The sequence below is a fragment of the Agrobacterium sp. D14 genome (assembly GCF_001526505.1).
GTDB classification, from domain to species: domain Bacteria; phylum Pseudomonadota; class Alphaproteobacteria; order Rhizobiales; family Rhizobiaceae; genus Agrobacterium; species Agrobacterium leguminum.
Genome location: NZ_ASXX01000001.1, coordinates 167,633 through 185,178 on the forward strand (window position 1 = coordinate 167,633; position 17,546 = coordinate 185,178).

Annotated in this window: 16 protein-coding genes and 1 tRNA gene; 15 read left to right on the forward strand and 2 right to left on the reverse strand. The window is 60.0% G+C overall.

Annotated features, from left to right (window positions below; translation table 11 throughout):
* Window positions 1-2 precede the first annotated feature (2 nt).
* The 15 genes from L901_RS00785 to L901_RS00855 all read left to right on the forward strand — a co-directional run bounded on the left by L901_RS00785 (window position 3) and on the right by L901_RS00855 (window position 15,381).
* Window positions 3-566 carry a DUF177 domain-containing protein gene (locus tag L901_RS00785; RefSeq protein ID WP_059753164.1) on the forward strand — a complete coding sequence of 188 codons (564 nt, stop codon included), beginning with the start codon at window positions 3-5 and terminating at the stop codon, window positions 564-566.
* Window positions 567-664: 98 nt separating this feature from the next.
* Window positions 665-1,726 (forward strand): phosphate acyltransferase PlsX, encoded by a 1,062-nt coding sequence (gene plsX, locus L901_RS00790; RefSeq protein ID WP_035261625.1) that lies wholly within the window; start codon window positions 665-667, stop codon window positions 1,724-1,726.
* A 4-nt stretch (window positions 1,727-1,730) separates the two neighbouring features.
* Complete coding sequence (locus tag L901_RS00795; protein ID WP_059752548.1) at window positions 1,731-2,702, forward strand: beta-ketoacyl-ACP synthase III; 972 nt, start codon at window positions 1,731-1,733, stop codon at window positions 2,700-2,702.
* 244 nt (window positions 2,703-2,946) lie between these two features.
* A complete protein-coding gene (locus tag L901_RS00800) occupies window positions 2,947-3,285 on the forward strand; it encodes an integration host factor subunit alpha (RefSeq protein WP_003502236.1) in 339 nt (112 codons plus the stop codon).
* A gap of 274 nt (window positions 3,286-3,559) precedes the next feature.
* Window positions 3,560-4,093, forward strand: coding sequence for a MerR family transcriptional regulator (locus L901_RS00805; RefSeq protein WP_003520813.1), 534 nt, complete (start codon window positions 3,560-3,562; stop codon window positions 4,091-4,093).
* A 163-nt stretch (window positions 4,094-4,256) separates the two neighbouring features.
* A complete protein-coding gene (locus L901_RS00810) occupies window positions 4,257-4,985 on the forward strand; it encodes a hypothetical protein (RefSeq protein WP_059752551.1) in 729 nt (242 codons plus the stop codon).
* 235 nt (window positions 4,986-5,220) lie between these two features.
* A tRNA-Leu gene (locus L901_RS00815) sits at window positions 5,221-5,306 on the forward strand.
* A 165-nt stretch (window positions 5,307-5,471) separates the two neighbouring features.
* Window positions 5,472-7,976, forward strand: coding sequence for a heavy metal translocating P-type ATPase (locus L901_RS00820; RefSeq protein ID WP_059752554.1), 2,505 nt, complete (start codon window positions 5,472-5,474; stop codon window positions 7,974-7,976).
* A 12-nt stretch (window positions 7,977-7,988) separates the two neighbouring features.
* Window positions 7,989-8,999: a 2Fe-2S iron-sulfur cluster-binding protein gene (locus L901_RS00825; protein ID WP_059753167.1), complete on the forward strand. Its 1,011-nt coding sequence runs from the start codon at window positions 7,989-7,991 to the stop codon at window positions 8,997-8,999.
* Window positions 9,000-9,010: 11 nt separating this feature from the next.
* Window positions 9,011-9,499, forward strand: coding sequence for a Cu(I)-responsive transcriptional regulator (gene cueR / locus L901_RS00830; RefSeq protein ID WP_003520818.1), 489 nt, complete (start codon window positions 9,011-9,013; stop codon window positions 9,497-9,499).
* Between the two features lie 73 nt (window positions 9,500-9,572).
* Window positions 9,573-10,517, forward strand: coding sequence for an ABC transporter permease (locus L901_RS00835; RefSeq protein ID WP_020810438.1), 945 nt, complete (start codon window positions 9,573-9,575; stop codon window positions 10,515-10,517).
* On the forward strand, window positions 10,507-11,412 hold the full coding sequence (locus L901_RS00840; RefSeq protein WP_003520821.1) for an ABC transporter permease: 906 nt from the start codon (window positions 10,507-10,509) through the stop codon (window positions 11,410-11,412). The genes L901_RS00835 and L901_RS00840 overlap by 11 nt, the downstream gene beginning before the upstream one ends.
* Window positions 11,413-11,551: 139 nt before the next feature.
* A complete protein-coding gene (locus tag L901_RS00845) occupies window positions 11,552-12,634 on the forward strand; it encodes an ABC transporter ATP-binding protein (protein WP_059752555.1) in 1,083 nt (360 codons plus the stop codon).
* Between the two features lie 12 nt (window positions 12,635-12,646).
* Entirely contained in the window at window positions 12,647-13,657 is a 1,011-nt protein-coding gene (locus L901_RS00850) for an ABC transporter ATP-binding protein (RefSeq protein WP_003520823.1), read from the forward strand.
* 230 nt (window positions 13,658-13,887) lie between these two features.
* A complete protein-coding gene (locus tag L901_RS00855) occupies window positions 13,888-15,381 on the forward strand; it encodes an ABC transporter substrate-binding protein (RefSeq protein WP_059752558.1) in 1,494 nt (497 codons plus the stop codon).
* 313 nt (window positions 15,382-15,694) lie between these two features.
* On the opposite strand, the gene L901_RS00860 is transcribed toward L901_RS00855, so the two are convergent.
* Both L901_RS00860 and L901_RS00865 read right to left on the reverse strand, forming a co-directional pair.
* Window positions 15,695-15,949 carry a heavy-metal-associated domain-containing protein gene (locus L901_RS00860; RefSeq protein ID WP_003521591.1) on the reverse strand — a complete coding sequence of 85 codons (255 nt, stop codon included), beginning with the start codon at window positions 15,947-15,949 and terminating at the stop codon, window positions 15,695-15,697.
* Window positions 15,950-16,055: 106 nt separating this feature from the next.
* A complete protein-coding gene (locus L901_RS00865; protein WP_020811121.1) occupies window positions 16,056-17,513 on the reverse strand; it encodes a TrkH family potassium uptake protein in 1,458 nt (485 codons plus the stop codon).
* Window positions 17,514-17,546 lie beyond the last annotated feature (33 nt).

Consider the following 17,546-nt stretch of genomic DNA (forward strand, 5'->3'; position numbering starts at 1 on the left):
CGATGAACGCGCGACACCCTGCAAATGACGACCTGCCTTTTTCCTATCCCGTAAAGGTAGGCCATATTTCCGCCAATCCGGTCAGGATTGGTCTCGAAGCCAGTGCTGAGGAACTGAAGGCGCTGGCGAAATTCTGGAATGTGGTTTCCGTCGAATATCTGAAGGCGGAGCTGCAGGTTTCCCGCTGGAAGAAGGATGGCGTCAAGATCAAGGGCGAAGTGCATGCGGCGGTAACGCAATCCTGCGTCGTCACGCTGGAGCCGATCTCGAGCAAGATCGACGAGCCAGTCGAGCAGATTTTCGTTCCGGAAGGTTCGAAACTGGCGCGCATGGTGACCAATGAGGAAGGCGAGATCGTGCTTGACCCCGACGGCCCGGATATTCCCGACCAGTTCACCGGCGACAGCATCGACGTCGGCGCCGTGGTTGCCGAATTTGCGGCACTCGCGATCGATCCCTATCCGCGCAAACCGGATGCGGAATTTGCCGAAGCGGCCGAAAAAGAGCCTGAAGAAGAAAAGCGCCCGTCGCCCTTTGCCGTGCTCAAAGATTGGAAAAAAGACTGAATGGCCCCGTTGGGCTGAAATAATTTTATTGTAACGAAGGCCGGAAAAGGTATTTTCGCGCAAAACCGCTGATTGGCGGGAAGAAGGATAAGGGACGAGTGATCAGAATTGCAATTGACGTCATGGGTGGCGATTTCGGCCCAGATGTTGCCATACCCGGTGCCGCCAAGGCGCTTGAACGGCACAACGATGTAACTTTTCTGCTCTACGGGCAGAAGAGCAAATGCGACCCCATTCTGGCACAATATCCCGCACTTCGGGAAAAGTCGGTCTTTCACGATTGTGAAGTCTCGGTCAGCATGGATGAGAAGCCGAGCCAGGCGCTGCGCCGTGGCCGCTACGTCTCCAGCATGTGGCGTGCCATCGAAGCCGTGAAGCTCGGCGAGGCGGATGTCGCCGTTTCCGCCGGCAATACCGGCGCGTTGATGGCCATGGCGAAATTCTGTTTGCGCACCATGGCGCGGGTGGAACGCCCGGCAATCGCCGGCATCTGGCCGACGCTGAAGGGCGAAAGCATCGTGCTCGACATCGGCGCGACCATCGGCGCCGATTCCCAGCAGCTGCTGGATTTCGCCCTGATGGGCGGCGCCATGGCGCGTGCGCTTTTCGATATCGACCGTCCGACCGTCGGCCTGCTCAACGTCGGCGTCGAGGAGGTCAAGGGTCAGGAAGAGGTGCGTGAGGCCGGGCGTCTCATCCGCGAAGCCGATCTCGCCACCATCGATTATCGCGGTTTCGTCGAAGGCGACGATATCGGCAAGGGCACGGTGGATGTGGTGGTGACCGAAGGTTTCACCGGCAACATTGCGCTCAAGGCCGCCGAAGGCACCGCCCGCCAGATCACCACGCTGCTGCGTGAGGCGATCTCCCGCAGCTTCTTTGCCAAGATCGGTTATATCCTGGCGAAAAGCGCCTTTGACGTACTCAGGGAAAAGATGGACCCGCGCAAGGTCAATGGCGGCGTGTTTCTCGGCCTGAACGGCATTGTCATCAAGAGCCATGGCGGCACGGATGCCATCGGTTTTGCCTCCGCCGTCGATGTCGGCTACGACATGGTCCACAACGGCCTGACGGCCAAGATTGAAAATGATCTGAAGATTTACCACGCAAGACGGCTTCCGCCCCCGGCGCCCGAAGCTCTCGTGGCTGACGAGGAATAAGGGAATGATCCGCTCTATAGTCCGTGGTTTCGGGGCAGCGCTTCCGAAGCGTGTCATGACCAACAGCGAAATCGAAGGGGTCGTCGAGACTTCCGACGAATGGATCGTGCAGCGCACGGGCATCAAGCAGCGCTATATCGCCGGCGAAGGTGAAACCACCGCGTCCCTCGGCGAAGCGGCGGCGCGCGCCGCGCTCGATAATGCCGGCCTGACGCCCGACGATATCGACCTCATCATTCTGGCCACTTCGACCCCGGATAACACCTTTCCGGCAACGGCGGTGAACATCCAGAACCGTCTTGGCATGACCCATGGTTTCGCCTTCGACATGCAGGCCGTCTGCTCCGGTTTCGTTTATGCCGTATCGACCGCCGATCTCTATATTCGCGGCGGCATGGCCAAGCGCGTTCTGGTGATCGGTTCCGAGACCTTCTCGCGCATTCTCGACTGGAAGGACCGCACCACCTGCGTCCTCTTCGGCGACGGCGCCGGCGCGCTGGTTCTGGAGGCTGGCGAAGGCGAGGGCACCTCCGCCGATCGCGGCATCCTGACGGCGCAGCTTCGCTCCGACGGCTCGCACAAGGAAAAGCTCTATGTCGATGGCGGACCTTCCACCACAGGCACGGTCGGTCATCTGCGCATGGAAGGCCGGGAAGTGTTCAAGCACGCCGTCGGCATGATCACCGACGTCATCGAACAGGCCTTCGAGGCGACGGGCACGACGTCCGACGATCTCGATTGGCTCGTTCCGCATCAGGCCAACAAGCGCATCATCGACGGTTCGGCAAAGAAGCTCAACATCGACCCGGAAAAGGTCGTGATCACCGTCGATCAGCACGGCAATACCTCGGCCGCTTCCATTCCGCTGGCGCTCGCCGTTGCTGCCGGTGACGGACGCATCAAGAAGGGCGATCTGGTCATGCTGGAGGCCATGGGCGGCGGCTTCACCTGGGGCGCGGTGCTGCTGCGCTGGTAAAGGCCTGATTTCCACCTTTGCCGGGGCGATGGCGCGAAATCGGTTGTGATTTTCGCGCTCACGCCCCGATCGGAAGCGCCGGAGCGGCCCGAGGCTGTGTCAAAACCGTATCAGTCGCTCTAAGCCCTTGCACTGATTGCCGAAAGCCTCAAATGAATCTGGAACAATCCCTTGACCGGTCGCCACAAGGGAAATAATCTCGGCGTCTCCTAGAGAAGAGTTCAGACACGGTTTGCGGGGAAAAATGGCCGGGAAGACAGTGACACGCGCAGATCTTGCAGAATCTGTGTTTCGTAAAGTCGGGCTGTCCCGCACCGAATCCGCCGAACTGGTCGAAACGATCATCGACGAAATATGCAACGCGATCACGCGTGGCGAAGTCGTCAAGCTTTCGTCCTTCGCGACATTCCAGATCCGGGAAAAGAACGAGCGTATCGGCCGCAACCCGAAGACGGGTGAGGAAGTTCCGATTTCCCCACGTCGCGTCATGACCTTCAAGGCCTCGAACGTGCTGAAGCAGCGCATTCTGAAGGCCCATACGGCCCGCAAAGCCAAGCAGAAGGGCCAGAAGGCCGGGGCATAATCCCGCTCGCAAGGTCTAAGCGACACGCCTTTTTTGCCGTATCGCAAGCCTTTTTCCCCATTCTTCTTGTGAACATACTTGAATTTCAACGTGCAAGCCGTTGAAATCCGGTCGACTCACATCATAATCAATTTTAGTGATTTGTATCTCGCCGCAACGGCGTCGGCGCGGGGTCTTAACCGACTTTGCGTGGTGTTTGACCGGCGGGTGAAAAGCGTTCTCGTTCAGTGTCCGGCCGGATGCATGGCGCTCCGGTTCGGATGGGAGTGGAAATTTGGATAAAAGCCCCGACGCGTTTCGGACGATCAGTGAAGTGGCGGATGAGCTGAACCTGCCGCAGCATGTGCTGCGTTTCTGGGAAACACGCTTTCCGCAGATCAAGCCGATGAAACGGGGCGGGGGCCGCCGTTATTACCGCCCTGACGATATCGATCTCCTGAAGGGCATTCGTCACCTTCTTTATGACCATGGCTACACCATCAAGGGTGTACAGAAGCTGCTGAAAGCCAATGGCAACCGCTTCGTGGCGGCCATCGCCTCCGGTGATCTTGCGACCATGGAAGCCATCATGGCGGCGAGCGGTGAAAAGGAAGTCGCCGAACCGCGTGTCGTCGATACCGATGGGGACGAGGTCGTCGGCCGTCCGAAGGCCAAGCCAAGCGGCCGTTTTTTCGGCTTCGGCGGTGGCGGCGGCGATGCGGAAATATCGGTCGGCAAGTCGAGCATCGGCAAGGACGACCAGGCGCTTTTGCAGGAAGCCCTGTTCGATCTCCTCGAATGCAAGCGCCTTCTCGATCAGGTTCGCTGAGGGTTTATCCACAGCTCATTTGCGTGCTTTCCAGTCGGGAAATCGAGAAAACAAGGGGTTAGGGCGTTTTCCCGATTCTCTGAAAAACGAAAACGCTCCGCAATGCCAACCTTTCGGAAACTCCTTTGGCCGATAATGCGGCTCCGTAAAAAGGAGTCCGATCGTGAGCAATCGAAAATCGACAGCACGACGCCGCACGGCGAAGAAATCGGGTGGCGGCAGCGTTTGGCCCTGGGTGCTGATGCTGGGCGTCGTTGCCGGCGGCATTCAGGCTTACGAACATCGCGACAGTCTTTTTCCGCAGCGGCATGTTGCAAAGGCGACATCTCCGGCCACGAGTTCTTCGAAAGTCGCGACAGCGGCCAAGCGCGATTCCGTCACGCCGGAAAAAGTGGCGTCCATCCGCCCCGCATCGCCGGCTCTGCCCGGCAATGGCCCGGTGCCGCCGCGCCCGATCGCCATGCCATCCGCCTCGCAACCGAGTCAGGTCGCCGCTATCCTGCCGGAAACCCGTCCTTCGGTCGAAAAAATCTCGCTCGGTGAAAAAAGCGGTACTTTTGCCTTTTGCGGTCGTTCCGGCCTCAACAATTGCGTGGCCGATGGCAACACCTTCTGGATGAAGGGCGTGAAAATGCAGCTTGCCGGCATAGAAGTGCCGCAGATCGACCGGGCGCGCTGCATGGAAGAGCGGCAACGCGGCTTCGTTGCAAAGGTCAGGCTTCGCGACATGCTGAATGCCGGCGCCTTCGATGTGGCATCTTCCGGTGCTACGGGCGGGCAAGCCACGGACCGCAAACGGCTTTCGCGTTCGGGCGTATCCTTCGCCGACCAACTCGTGCGGGAAGGGCTCGCGCATCCGGCATCGGCGAAAAATCAGTCCTGGTGTGGCTAAAGCGTTCTCGCTTTTCTTCGAATCGCGAAAACGTTCCAGCTCTTTGTGTGCCGCATTTCCGGACGGAAAACCGGGCTCTACTTTTCCTGGAAATGCTCCGAGGCCCCGTTGACCGAAACGGTTCGGCCTGTGTAGATGAGGCTCAGTCATGTTTGGGACCTGACCCAGTGCCGGGTGCCAGAAGCATGACGATTTTTTGCAGCGCCCCGACCGAAACGGTACGCGGCGCGGCAATGCGGACGTGGCGAAATCGGTAGACGCAGCAGACTTAAAATCTGCCGACCATTGGTCTTGCGGGTTCAAGTCCCGCCGTCCGCACCACTTTTTCCCCTGACTTATCGTCTGTGTCCACCTTCTGAGCCGGCGTAAAACACCCGTTCACGTGCACGGCATCGTCACTTGAAAATCATCAAAAAGAACCTATTGACCTTGCCACGATGGGAAGCCCTATCTTTTTTTTAACACAAGAAAAGAGGGGTCATACGCATGTCACAAATGGAGATCCGGGCGAGCCATCAGATTGCGATCGATGGCATGACATGCGCCTCCTGTGTCGGCCGCGTTGAAAAGGCAATTGCCAAGGTGCCGGGCGTTCTGAAAGCTTCGGTCAATCTGGCAACGGAACGTGCCGACATTTCCTTTTCCGGGCCGCCGGATGTGCCGGCCGTGATCGAGGCGGTGCGGCAGGCCGGTTACAGCGTCGAAGAGAAAACCATCGAACTCGATATTGAGGGCATGACCTGCGCCTCCTGCGTCGGACGTGTCGAAAAGGCGTTGAAGGCCGTTTCCGGTGTTTCCGGTGCAAGCGTCAATCTGGCAACGGAACGCGCCACCGTCCGCGTCGCCGGCAACGCCGCCTCTGCGGCCAACCTTTCGGATGCCATTAAACGGGCGGGCTATAAGGCGAACGAGGTTGTCGCCGACAAAGCCAGAGATGGAGAGCAGGACAAGCGCGAGGCGGAACTGCGCAGCCTTAAAATCAGCCTCGCCGTCGCCGTTGTTCTGACGCTACCGGTTTTCGTGCTGGAAATGGGGTCGCATCTGGTGCCTGCCATCCATGATTTCGTGATGGAAACGGTCGGCATGCAGGAAAGCTGGTATCTGCAATTTGCGCTGACGACGCTGGTTCTGTTCGGGCCCGGCCTGCGTTTCTTCAAGAAGGGCATACCCGCACTTCTGCGGCTGGCGCCGGACATGAATTCGCTCGTCGTGCTGGGCACCGCCGCCGCCTGGGGATTTTCGGTTGTCGCAACCTTCATGCCCAAAATCCTGCCGAGCGGCACGGCCAATGTCTATTACGAGGCGGCAGCTGTCATCGTCACGCTCATCCTTCTCGGACGGTTCCTCGAAGCGCGCGCCAAAGGCCGCACCAGCGAGGCGATAAAGCGGCTTGTCGGCCTGCAGGCCAAGTCCGCCCGCGTGCTGCGCGATGGCGAAACCATCGATGTGCCGTTGCAGGATGTGCGCACCGGCGATGTGATCGTCGTTCGCCCCGGCGAGAAAGTACCGGTCGATGGGCTGGTCCTCAGCGGCTCTTCTTATGTCGATGAATCGATGATCACGGGCGAACCGGTGCCGGTCACCAAGGCGGCGGGTTCCGAAGTCGTCGGCGGCACGGTCAACCGCAACGGTTCTTTCACGTTCCGCGCCACCAAGGTCGGCGCCGATACGCTGATCGCCCAGATCATCCGCATGGTCGAGGAGGCGCAGGCCGACAAGCTGCCCATTCAGGCGCTGGTGGACAAGGTGACCAACTGGTTCGTGCCGGCGGTGATGCTGGCCGCACTCGTCACCTTCATCGTCTGGTTCATGTTCGGGCCCGATCCGGCCTTGACCTTCGCGCTCGTCAATGCGGTTGCGGTGCTCATCATCGCTTGTCCCTGCGCCATGGGCCTTGCCACGCCGACCTCGATCATGGTCGGCACCGGCCGCGCCGCCGAAATGGGCGTGCTGTTCCGCCGTGGCGATGCGCTCCAGACGCTCCGCGATGCCGATGTGATCGCCGTCGACAAGACCGGCACCCTGACGCTCGGCAAACCGAAACTGGTGCATTTTACCACGACAGAGGGCTTCGATGCGGATGAGGTGTTGCGCCTCGTCGCCTCGCTGGAGAACCATTCCGAACATCCGATTGCCGAAGCGATCGTCGAGGCTGCGAAACATGGCGGCCTGACGCTTGCCGATGCGGAAGGCTTCGAGGCGACCCCCGGATTTGGTGTTGCAGCCATGGTCGACGGCCGCAGGGTGGAAGCGGGCGCGGACCGGTTCATGACCAAGCTCGGTTACGATGTCGCGATGTTCGCAGACGATGCCGAGCGGCTGGGCAGGGAAGGGCAGTCGCCGCTTTATGCCGCCGTCGATGGCAGGCTGGCCGCGATCGTCGCGGTTGCCGATCCGGTCAAACAGACGACCCCGGAGGCGATTGCGGCGCTGCATGCGCTCGGCCTCAAGGTCACGATGATCACGGGTGACAATCGCCGCACCGCTGAAGCCATCGCCCGCCGCCTTGGCATTGACGAGGTGGTGGCGGAAGTCCTGCCCGACGGCAAGGTGGAGGCCGTCAAGAGGCTTGCCGCCGGCGGGCGACGTGTCGCCTTTGTCGGCGATGGCATCAACGATGCGCCGGCGCTGGCCGCCGCCGATGTCGGCCTTGCCATCGGCACGGGCACGGATGTCGCCATTGAAAGCGCCGATGTGGTGCTGATGTCCGGCGATTTGCGCGGCGTGGCCAACGCCATCGCACTCTCCAAGGCCACGATCCGCAATATCGGCCAGAATTTGTTCTGGGCCTTCGCTTACAATGCCGCTCTCGTTCCCGTGGCGGCCGGAATATTGTATCCTGTCAACGGCGTTCTGCTGTCGCCTGTCCTTGCCGCCGGAGCCATGGCGCTTTCCAGCGTCTTCGTATTGACGAACGCGCTGCGCCTGAAAAGCTTCCGCGCGCCGCTGGTGGACAGATCGTCCGGCATGCAGCTCGCAGCGGCCGAATAGGAGGCGGACATGATGACGCCTGGCAACACAATCTATCTGCCGCAGATCGGACGCAGCATCATGGCGGCGCAGGGTGAGACCGTGCTTCAGGCCGCACTGGCGGCAGGGGTTACTTATCCGCATGGCTGTCGCATGGGCCGCTGCGGCGCCTGCAAGTCGCATCTCATTTCCGGCGAAATCGATCTTCTCAAGCATACGCCCTTCTCCTTGACCGAAGAGGAAAAAGCCGATGGCCTGACGCTCGCCTGCCGGGCCGTGCCGTTGAGCGACATGACGATCAGCTGGCTCGACGGGGCGGATGAGATCGCCGATATTCCGACCGGTCGCTTTGAGGGCGTGGTTGCGGAAGCGCTGGATGCCACGCATGATATCAAGCTCATCCGCATCCGGCTTGACGATCGCGGGCAGTTTACCTTCAAACCCGGACAATATGTGCGCCTGCTTTATCCTGACTGTTCGCCGCGCGATTATTCCATTGCCAGCAGGGTGGATGAGGAGCTGATTGAATTCCACATCCGGCATGTTCCCGGCGGCATGACGAGCGGCCGCATCTTCTCGCTCGCAAGCGCGGGTGATCCCGTCACGATAGTCGGGCCTTTCGGCTCTTCGTTCCTGCGGGAAAAACATTGCGGGCCGATCCTCGGCATTGCTGGCGGTTCGGGGCTCGCTCCCGTCAAGGCGGTTGTCGAGGCGGCGCTCGCAACGGGCCGCGAACGACCGGTTCATGTCTATTTTGGCGCGCGCGCCGAGCGTGATCTCTATATGCTCGACCGCTTCGGCGATCTTGCCGCGCGGCATGGCAATCTGAGTTTCGTTCCGGTTCTCTCGCATGAGGAACATGCCGATATCCGGTGCGGTTATGTCGGTGCGGCCGTGGCGGATGATTTCGACGATCTCGATGGCTGGAAAGCCTATATTGCAGGCCCGCCGGCCATGATCGAGGCAACAGTGCCGCAGCTTCTGGCGCGCGGCATGCGCACCGCCGACATTCATGCAGACGTGTTTTTCACCCCGGAAAGATAGGAGCAGGATCGATGAATATTGGCACAGCCGCCACCGCATCCGGTGTTTCTGCGAAGATGATCAGGCACTACGAGACAATCGGCCTGATCAAATCGGCAAACCGCACGGAGTCGGGATACAGGGTCTATACGGCCAATGATCTGGAAACGCTGCGTTTCATCCGGCGCGGACGCGATCTCGGTTTTTCCATCGAAAAGATCAGGCAGCTGATGACGCTCTGGCGCGATCCGGGCGGCGCCTCCTGCGATGTCAAACGCATCGTCATGGAACATGTCGTCGATCTGGAAGCGAAGATGCATACGCTTCGCGAGATGGCCGACACGCTTCGAAACCTCGCAACCTATTGCCCTGACAACGGTGAGCCGGATTGCCCGATCATCCATGATCTCGCCCATGCCGAGGATATCGATTTTACGACCGTGGCCATCGTGCCCAAGCGCACCGGAATGCTGAAGGGCACCTCCGGTCCGGTGATGGATCTACAGCGCCCGGTGAAATAAGCGGCCGTTTTCCGTTTGGGAAACGGGCGTGGATTGCAGTGCAGACGCCAATTGTGGTGAAGGAGACCAAGCCATGTGGATACAGATAATACAGCGCTTCCTTATTCTGTGCCTGATGCTGGCGATCGTGTCCGTCATCGCGTTTCTTTTGCCCTATATGGCGGGCGGCGATCCGGCCCGCACCATTCTCATGTCGCGCATGCGCGATACGGCTCTCGATCCGCATGCGGTCGAGGCGCTCAGGGTCAGCCTCGGACTGGACCGCCCGCTCTATGTGCAATATTTCGCATGGTTGTCGGGCGCGCTGCGGGGCGATCTCGGATTTTCCTTCACCAGCAGCCAGCCGGTCGCCGCCGAGCTTTTGCGATCGCTCTGGGTGTCGGTGACGCTGGCGCTGACGGCGCTGGCGGTCGCGGTGGCCGTCGCCCTGCCGCTCGGCACCCTGGCGGCGATGCGTCCCGGCGGTCGGCTGGACAATTTCGCGACGCTGATGATCCAGACCTTCGTTGCAACGCCCGAATACTGGTTTGCGCCCATGTCGGCGCTGGTCTTCGCGCTCTATCTCGGCTGGTTGCCCTCGGCCGGATGGGATAGCTGGCGTTCGCTGGTGCTTCCCGCACTGACCCTGACGTTGCGGCCGCTCGCCTATTTCACCCAGGTGACGCGGGCGGCAATGGCCGAGGTTCTGCGCGCGCCCTATATCACAGCGGCCCGCAGCCGCGGTCTCGGCATGCATGGCACGGTCATGCGCCACGGCATCCGCAACGGCTCGCTGCCGGTGGTCACCTTCTTCGCCCTGTGGCTTGCCGGCCTGCTTGGCGGATCGGTGGTCGTGGAAGTGATCTTCGCCATTCCCGGCATGGGCCGGCTTCTTTACGACGCCGTGGTCAATCGCGATATTCCGATGCTGCAGGGCGGTTTCATCTGCATCGTGGCGCTCTCCATCCTGATCAATACCCTGGCCGACAGCTTTTATGTCCTGATCAATCCAGCAATGCGAGCTCACCATGACCATTAGCCACTTCCCGAGCGCGCCTGCCGCCGCCATGCCGATGACCACGCCCAAGCGCCCTTCGAACCTCGCCCGGTTCACGGATTTCATCCGCCGCCGGCACTGGACCTTCTATGCGGGATCGGCGATTTTTCTCGTCATCATCCTGCTGCTGGTGATCGCGCCGTGGATTTCGCCCTATGATCCGGCAAAGCAGAGCCTTCGGCTCAGGCTGAATGCGCCGAGCGCCGCCTATTGGCTTGGGACGGACCATCTCGGGCGCGATGTCTTGAGCCGGCTGTTGATCGGCGGCCGCTTCACGGTCACGATTGCCGCCATCACCGTCATTCTGTCGGTGGTGATCGGAACCTTCATCGGCATCATCAGCGGCCGCAGCCGCGGCATCCTCGACGAAGTGCTGATGCGCATCGTGGACCTGCTCATCGCCATACCGGATGTGGTGATCGCGATTTTCCTCGTCGCCATCTTCGGTCCGGGATATGGCACGCTGATCGCGTCGCTGACCATCGTTGGCTGGACACCTTTTGCGCGGCTGGCGCGGGGGCTGACGCTCTCGATCAATTCCCGCGAATATATCCGCGCGGCAGAGGTGCTCGGCTGCACACGGCGCTTCATCATCTTTCGGCATATCATTCCCAACACCATCTGGCCCATTGCGGCCGTGGCGTTCCTGCGCTTTGGCCACAAGCTGATCACGGTGGGCGGGTTGTCGTTTCTGGGCCTTGGCGTACAGCCGCCGGCCGCCGACTGGGCGCTGATGCTGGCCGATGCGCAGGCTTACGCGGAGCGGATGCCCGTTCTCGTCATTGCACCGGGGCTGGCGATTTTCCTGGCGGCGCTGAGCGTGACGTGGATCGGCCATGGCCTAAACCTTGAAACGAAGAAAACCAACGGTCATTGACGCCTGCCAACGGGCAATGGTCGATTTGACGATTGTCAAACATAGATGACGCAACGGAACCGGAAGGAGAGTAATATCGTCTGAAGCCGCATGAAGAATACGCAATGCCTCCGATTCAATAAAAATAAGGGGAACTCTTATGAATATCGAAGGACAAACGCTTGCCAATACGGCCGTGTCCCCTGAATGCGCACCGCTTCTGGAGATAGAGGACCTGCACGTTTCAGTGCCGGCGCAAAATGGCCGCAAGTTTGTTATTTCGGGCCTGACGCTTTCCGTCAACGCCGGAGAAGTCGTCGCTCTCGTCGGCGAATCCGGGTCGGGCAAGAGCATGACGGCGCTGTCGCTGATGCGGCTTTTGCCGCAGGGCGCGGAAATCAATTCCGGCCGTATTTCCTTTGCCGGGCGCGATATTCTCGCTCTTTCATCTTCCGAACTCGATGCGCTGCGCGGCGCCGATATCAGCATGCTGTTCCAGCAGCCGCAGGCCATGCTCGACCCGACAAGCCGGGTGAGGACGCAGGTGGCGGAGCCGCTCTGGATTCACCGTAAAATGAGCCGGCACGCCGCACTTAACCGGGTCGTCGGCCTTCTGTCGGATGTCGGCATTCCCGATCCTTCGGCGCGGGCGCAATGCTTTGCGCATGAGCTTTCCGGCGGCATGGCGCAACGTGTGATGATTGCGGCCGCACTCTCCGGCAACCCGCAGCTTCTGATCGCCGACGAACCGACGACGGCGCTTGATGTCACCGTCCAGGCACAAATCCTGCGCCTGCTCGACGACGAGCGCCGCAAGCGCCGGCTTGCCACGCTGCTCATCACCCACGATCTCTCGGTCGTCGCCGCCTTCGCGGACCGGATCGCGGTCATGTATGCCGGCCGCATCGTGGAGGAGGGGCCGACCCAGGCGATCCTCAAGGCGCCGCAGCACCCCTATACCAAGGCGCTCATCAGCTGTTCGCTGTTGACCACCGACAGCGAGGGGCAGTTGCTGACGATCCCCGGCTCCAGTGCGCAGGCCCATGACATGTCCTGCGGCTGCCGGTTTCATCCGCGCTGCGCGCTTGCCAATTCGGCAGGCATGAGCGGCCGCTGCATGGCCTCGGAACCGGATCTGAATGCCTTGCCCGAAGGGCGCAAGGCGCGGTGCTGGGCGGTCGGTCACGACCATGCCAACCACGATCATGCCGGTCACGATCATACCAGTCACACGGTCTGCTGAGGGAGGGCGACGATGCTAGCGACAGCGACGACACAGACCCCGCCATCGGCGGAAAACGGCAAGCGACCCTTCGTGGTCGCGAAGAACCTTTGCAAATATTATCCCATATCGGGCTTCGGTCACCGTGTGGTGAAATCCGTCGACGATGTTTCCCTGACCATCGGCGAGGGGGAAGTGCTTGGTCTCGTCGGTGAATCCGGATGCGGCAAAAGCACGGTTGCCGGGCTGATTACGCGACTGACCCACGCAACGAAAGGCGAGGTCAGCATCGGACAGAACGATATGCTGCACATGCAGGGCGAGGCGCTTCGGCGTATGCGCCGGGTTGTGCAACTGGTGTTTCAGGACCCTTATTCCGCACTCGATCCGCGCATGCGTATCGGCCAGAGCATGGAAGCGCCGCTTGCCCAACATGGCATCGGCACGCGCGAGGAGCGCACGGCCCGGGTTTTCCGGATGCTGGAAGAGGTCGGCCTGGATGGCTCTTTTTACGATCGGTATCCGAGCCAGTGTTCCGGCGGCCAGTTGCAGCGCGTCGTCATCGGCCGTGCGCTGCTTCTCAATCCGAGCTTCCTTGTCTGCGACGAGCCGACATCGGCGCTCGACGCCTCGATGCGCACGCAGATCCTGAACCTTCTGATGGACATGAAGCGCCGTCACGGTTTGACGGTTCTGATGATTTCCCACGATCTGCGCGTAGTGCGTTATCTCTGCGATCGCATCGCCGTGATGTATCTCGGACGCGTCGTTGAAATCGCCGACCGGGAGGAACTTTTCCGGGCGCCGAAGCACCCCTATACAAAGGCTCTCATAGCATCGTCGATGCTGGACGAGACGGGGTTATATGCACCGGAGATGCTTCTGGACGGCGATCTGCCGAGCCCTCTCAATCCTCCGAACGGCTGCAAATTCCATACCCGCTGCAAATATGCGACCGAGATATGCGGCGAGGTGGAACCCGTTCTGGAAGGCGTGTCCGGGGAGCATTTCGCGCGCTGCCATCGCTGGCGGGAATGGGGCTGACGGACAACGCAGTTACAGTTTTCTGTTGCCGTAAAAACAGATGAATTGTGTGTTTACGGATTAATATCGGAATAAAATTCCGAGTACAAAACGTAAAATAGATAATATTCGAATGGATAATCGAGAGATATCCATATGGTATTCTTATTGCCTTTGTAATGATTGAGTGAAATTTCGTGAAAATATACGAATTGTGAGCGTTGTCATCAAAAATAAAAGGGGAATCTTCTATGATGAAGCACGCACTTTTGGCGTCATGCGCCATTGTGGTTTCGTTTGGAACGCATGCGGCAGAGGCCGCCACGATTACCTACGACGATAATTTCGGTGTGAAGACCGGCTGGCAGATGGCTTCCGACGATGCCTATCTCGGTTCGCGTGCGGGTTGTTTCGAAAGCCTGGTGCGTGTCGGTTATGACATGAAGCTGGAGCCAAGCCTCGCCGAGTCCTGGAAGCAGACTGATCCCAAGGTGTGGGAATTCAAGCTGCGCAAGGGCGTCAAGTTCCAGAACGGCGAACCGCTCGATGCCAAGGCCGCGGTCAATGCACTCAGCAATCTCCTGAAAGCACCCGTGCCCGCCCGTGCCTTCTCTCCGAAGCTGATTGCCGCCGTCGAAGCCGGCGGCGATGATGTGGTGAAGATCACGACGATCGAACCCTCTGTGCTGCTGCCGGCGCAGATGGCAAGCCCCGCCACCTCCATCCTTGCTCCATCCGCCTATAAGGACGGTAAGGTCGATCCCATCGGAACCTGCACCGGACCTTTCAAGATCACCGAGGTCGATCCCAGCCAGCATATGGTTCTGACGGCCAATCACGACTATTGGGGCGGCATGCCGAAACTTTCCGGCGGCCGTGTCAATTTCGTGCCCGATGCCGACACACGCGCCACCCAGGTCCGAACCGGGGAAGCGCAGGTTTCGCGGCTCGTGCCGCCATGGACGGTCAAGACCATCGAATCCACCGATGGCGTCAAGGTCGCGCCAATCCCGTCGCCGCGTATCACCGAGTTGCTGCTGAACAATTCAAAGCCGCCTTTCAACAATATCAAGGTGCGCCAGGCGATCCAGGCCGCCATCGATACGGGTGGTATCGCCGAGAGTATCTATGAAGGCGTGGTCAAGGGCGCGACCATGCCTTTTGCGGCCGGCGAACCGTGGGCTGCAAAGGAAACCAAACCCGCTTATGACGTGGAAAAAGCCAAGGACTTTCTGAAAGAGGCCGGCGTTGCACCCGGCAGCCTGAAGGTGACGCTCCTTGCCTATACCGCAAAGACCGAACTCAAGGACGTCGCGGCGATCATCCAGGCGCAGTTGCAGGAAATCGGCATCAAGGTCGATGTCCGCGTTGCCGATTACAGCGCCATCGAGCCCGACATGCTGGCCGGCAACTTCGACATGGCGCTCCTGTCTCGCGGTTACGCCACCGATGTCGCCGAACCGGCCGGTTTCCTGAATGCCGACTACACCTGCGGCGGCAGCTACAACATTTCGCATTATTGCAATGCGGAGACGGACAAGCTGATCAAATCCGCCTATTCGGCCAATGAACCCACCAAGCGTTACGCCATTTACGGCGAAGCGGCGAAGAAGATCTATGACGAAGCCGTCTCCGTCTTCCTCATCCATGAGACCGTGTTCGATGCCTATTCGGCAAAGCTCGAAAACTACAAGCCGCATCCGCTGAACTATTTTGTCATGACCAAGGATCTGGCGACAAAGTAAGTTGGTGGGATGGTGCTGATTGAGAGGGACCCGGCTCGCAAGAGCCGGGTCTTTTTTATGAGAAGGCAGGAAAAACTTCCCCTGAGCCCGGCATCAAGCGCGGCGCGGTGCGACTATCCGCAGATGATGTGCTTGGTTAAAATCGGGAAAAACCTCCACCGTCATCCCTGATCGAAAGGGAGAGGGCATTCGCCATCGGGGAGGAAACAGGGACGGATGCCGTCCAAAACCCGTCACATAATGCAGCGTGAAGCGGCGCAGGTGGGGCGATCCGGCGGCTGCAGGGATGAAGCGCCGCCGGTATCTCTTCGGATCAGGCGCGCGCTTCCGGCGTATAGCCTGCAGCGGTGATGATTTCGGCAATACGTGCTGCATCGGAGACGCCGCCAACCACAACCGTGCGGCTTGCCGGATCGGCATGCACGGCAGCGCCGGGAACGGTCTTTTCGATCGCGCCCTTGATCACTCCGGCGCAGTGACCGCAGGTCATGTCTTCAACGTGAAAAGAAAGGTCTGCATCAACCGGTGCCGTGGTGGTTTCGGCGTGATGCTGGTGAGCGGTGCACATAGGCGGTTCTCCATGGTTTGGAATTCTAACAGGAGGAGCCTGGACTATTCCAACGTGGGAAGGTCAAGCGCTTTATTCGCCGGCGCTCAACAAGTGTGCCACGACATCAGCTGCGCCAGAAGATCGGCATCAGCAGCACCAGGACCGTCAGGATTTCCAGACGTCCGAGCAGCATCAGGACCGAGAGGAGATAAAGGGCAGGATCGCTGATGGTGGAGAAATTGCCCGCCGGGCCGATGATCGGGCCGATGCCGGGCCCGACATTGGCGAGCGAGGTCGCAACGGCCGAGGTGGCGGTCAGGAAATCGTAACCCATCAGGCTCATGGCAAGGCTGCCGGCGATCCACAGCGCGATGAAGCAGCTGACGAAGAGGAAGATCGTCCGGATCGTATCGGGATCGACCACCTGCTGGCCGTAACGCACCGAATAGACCGCGTTCGGATAGATCAGCTTTTTCAGCCCGGCGCGCACCACGTTGAACATGATGAGAAAACGATAGGCCTTGATACCGCCCGCCGTCGAGCCGGAACAGCCGCCCATGAAGGTGGCGAAAAAGGCGACGACGACGACGAAAGGCCCCCAGAGCGTATAGTCGTCGCTGGCAAAGCCGCCGGTCGAAAGGATCGAGGTCATATTGAAGAAGGAATGGCTGAGCGCGTCATCCAGCGGCACGCCGTTCCTGAAATGATGGTAGACGCCGACCGCAATCGAGATCGCACAGAGATAACCGAGGAAGACGGCGATCTGCGGGTCGCGCAGCGTTTCCAGCCGCCGGCGCACCGCAAGCAGGATCATGACAGAGAAGGGCAGGCTGCCGAAGATCAGGAAGATGGTGGCGATCCACAAGAGCGCCGTATTGTCGAAATAGGCGAAAGACGCGTCATGGGTGGAAAAACCGCCGGTCGCGACCGTCGACATGGCATGGTTCAGCGCATCGAAATGCGACATGCCGGCAAAATCGTAAGCGATCGTACAGGCAAGCGTCATGATGATATAAATGGCCACGAAAGCCCGGGTAAAGCTCGCCAGCCGCGCGAAAGGCCGGTCGTTGCCGGTGTCGGAAGATTCCATGCGGAAGAAGGTCATGCCGCCGACGCGCAGCAGCGGCAGGATGAAGAGGCCGAGCGCCACGATACCGATACCGCCAAGCCAGCACAGCAGCGAACGCCAGAGAAGGATGCCCTGCGGCGCGTTGTCGAGACCGGCAATGGCTGTCGATCCCGTCGTCGTAATGGCGGAAACGGATTCGAACAGCGCCTGGCCGAGCGTCAGATTGAGTTCGGACAGGTAAAGCGGAACAGCGCCGACAATGGAAAACACCAGCCAGAGCAGGTTGACGAGCAGAAAGCCGAAACGTTTGTTGAAGGCCGCAATCGGCCCGCGCGTCGCCAGCGCGCAGGCAAGCGCAAAGCCCCCGCACATGAAACCCGACAGCGCAAACACCATCCAGTCGTCATTGCCGTAATAAAGATCGGTGAGCGCCGGCAGGAACATGGCCGTCGCCATGTAAAGCCCGAAGATGGACGCCACATATATGACCGAGCGCAGAAGGTTGCTGTTCAAGAAATGAAACCCGGAGTTTGTTGCCGCGCTGAA

Coding starts and splice junctions, on each gene's coding strand:
- L901_RS00785 (WP_059753164.1), top strand. CDS start 3: ATGAACGCGCGACACCCTGCAAATGACGACCTGCCTTTTTCCTATCCC.
- L901_RS00795 (WP_059752548.1), top strand. CDS start 1,731: ATGATCCGCTCTATAGTCCGTGGTTTCGGGGCAGCGCTTCCGAAGCGT.
- L901_RS00800 (WP_003502236.1), top strand. CDS start 2,947: ATGGCCGGGAAGACAGTGACACGCGCAGATCTTGCAGAATCTGTGTTT.
- L901_RS00820 (WP_059752554.1), top strand. CDS start 5,472: ATGTCACAAATGGAGATCCGGGCGAGCCATCAGATTGCGATCGATGGC.
- L901_RS00825 (WP_059753167.1), top strand. CDS start 7,989: ATGACGCCTGGCAACACAATCTATCTGCCGCAGATCGGACGCAGCATC.
- cueR (WP_003520818.1), top strand. CDS start 9,011: ATGAATATTGGCACAGCCGCCACCGCATCCGGTGTTTCTGCGAAGATG.
- L901_RS00835 (WP_020810438.1), top strand. CDS start 9,573: ATGTGGATACAGATAATACAGCGCTTCCTTATTCTGTGCCTGATGCTG.
- L901_RS00840 (WP_003520821.1), top strand. CDS start 10,507: ATGACCATTAGCCACTTCCCGAGCGCGCCTGCCGCCGCCATGCCGATG.
- L901_RS00845 (WP_059752555.1), top strand. CDS start 11,552: ATGAATATCGAAGGACAAACGCTTGCCAATACGGCCGTGTCCCCTGAA.
- L901_RS00850 (WP_003520823.1), top strand. CDS start 12,647: ATGCTAGCGACAGCGACGACACAGACCCCGCCATCGGCGGAAAACGGC.
- L901_RS00855 (WP_059752558.1), top strand. CDS start 13,888: ATGATGAAGCACGCACTTTTGGCGTCATGCGCCATTGTGGTTTCGTTT.
- L901_RS00860 (WP_003521591.1), bottom strand. CDS start 15,949: ATGTGCACCGCTCACCAGCATCACGCCGAAACCACCACGGCACCGGTT.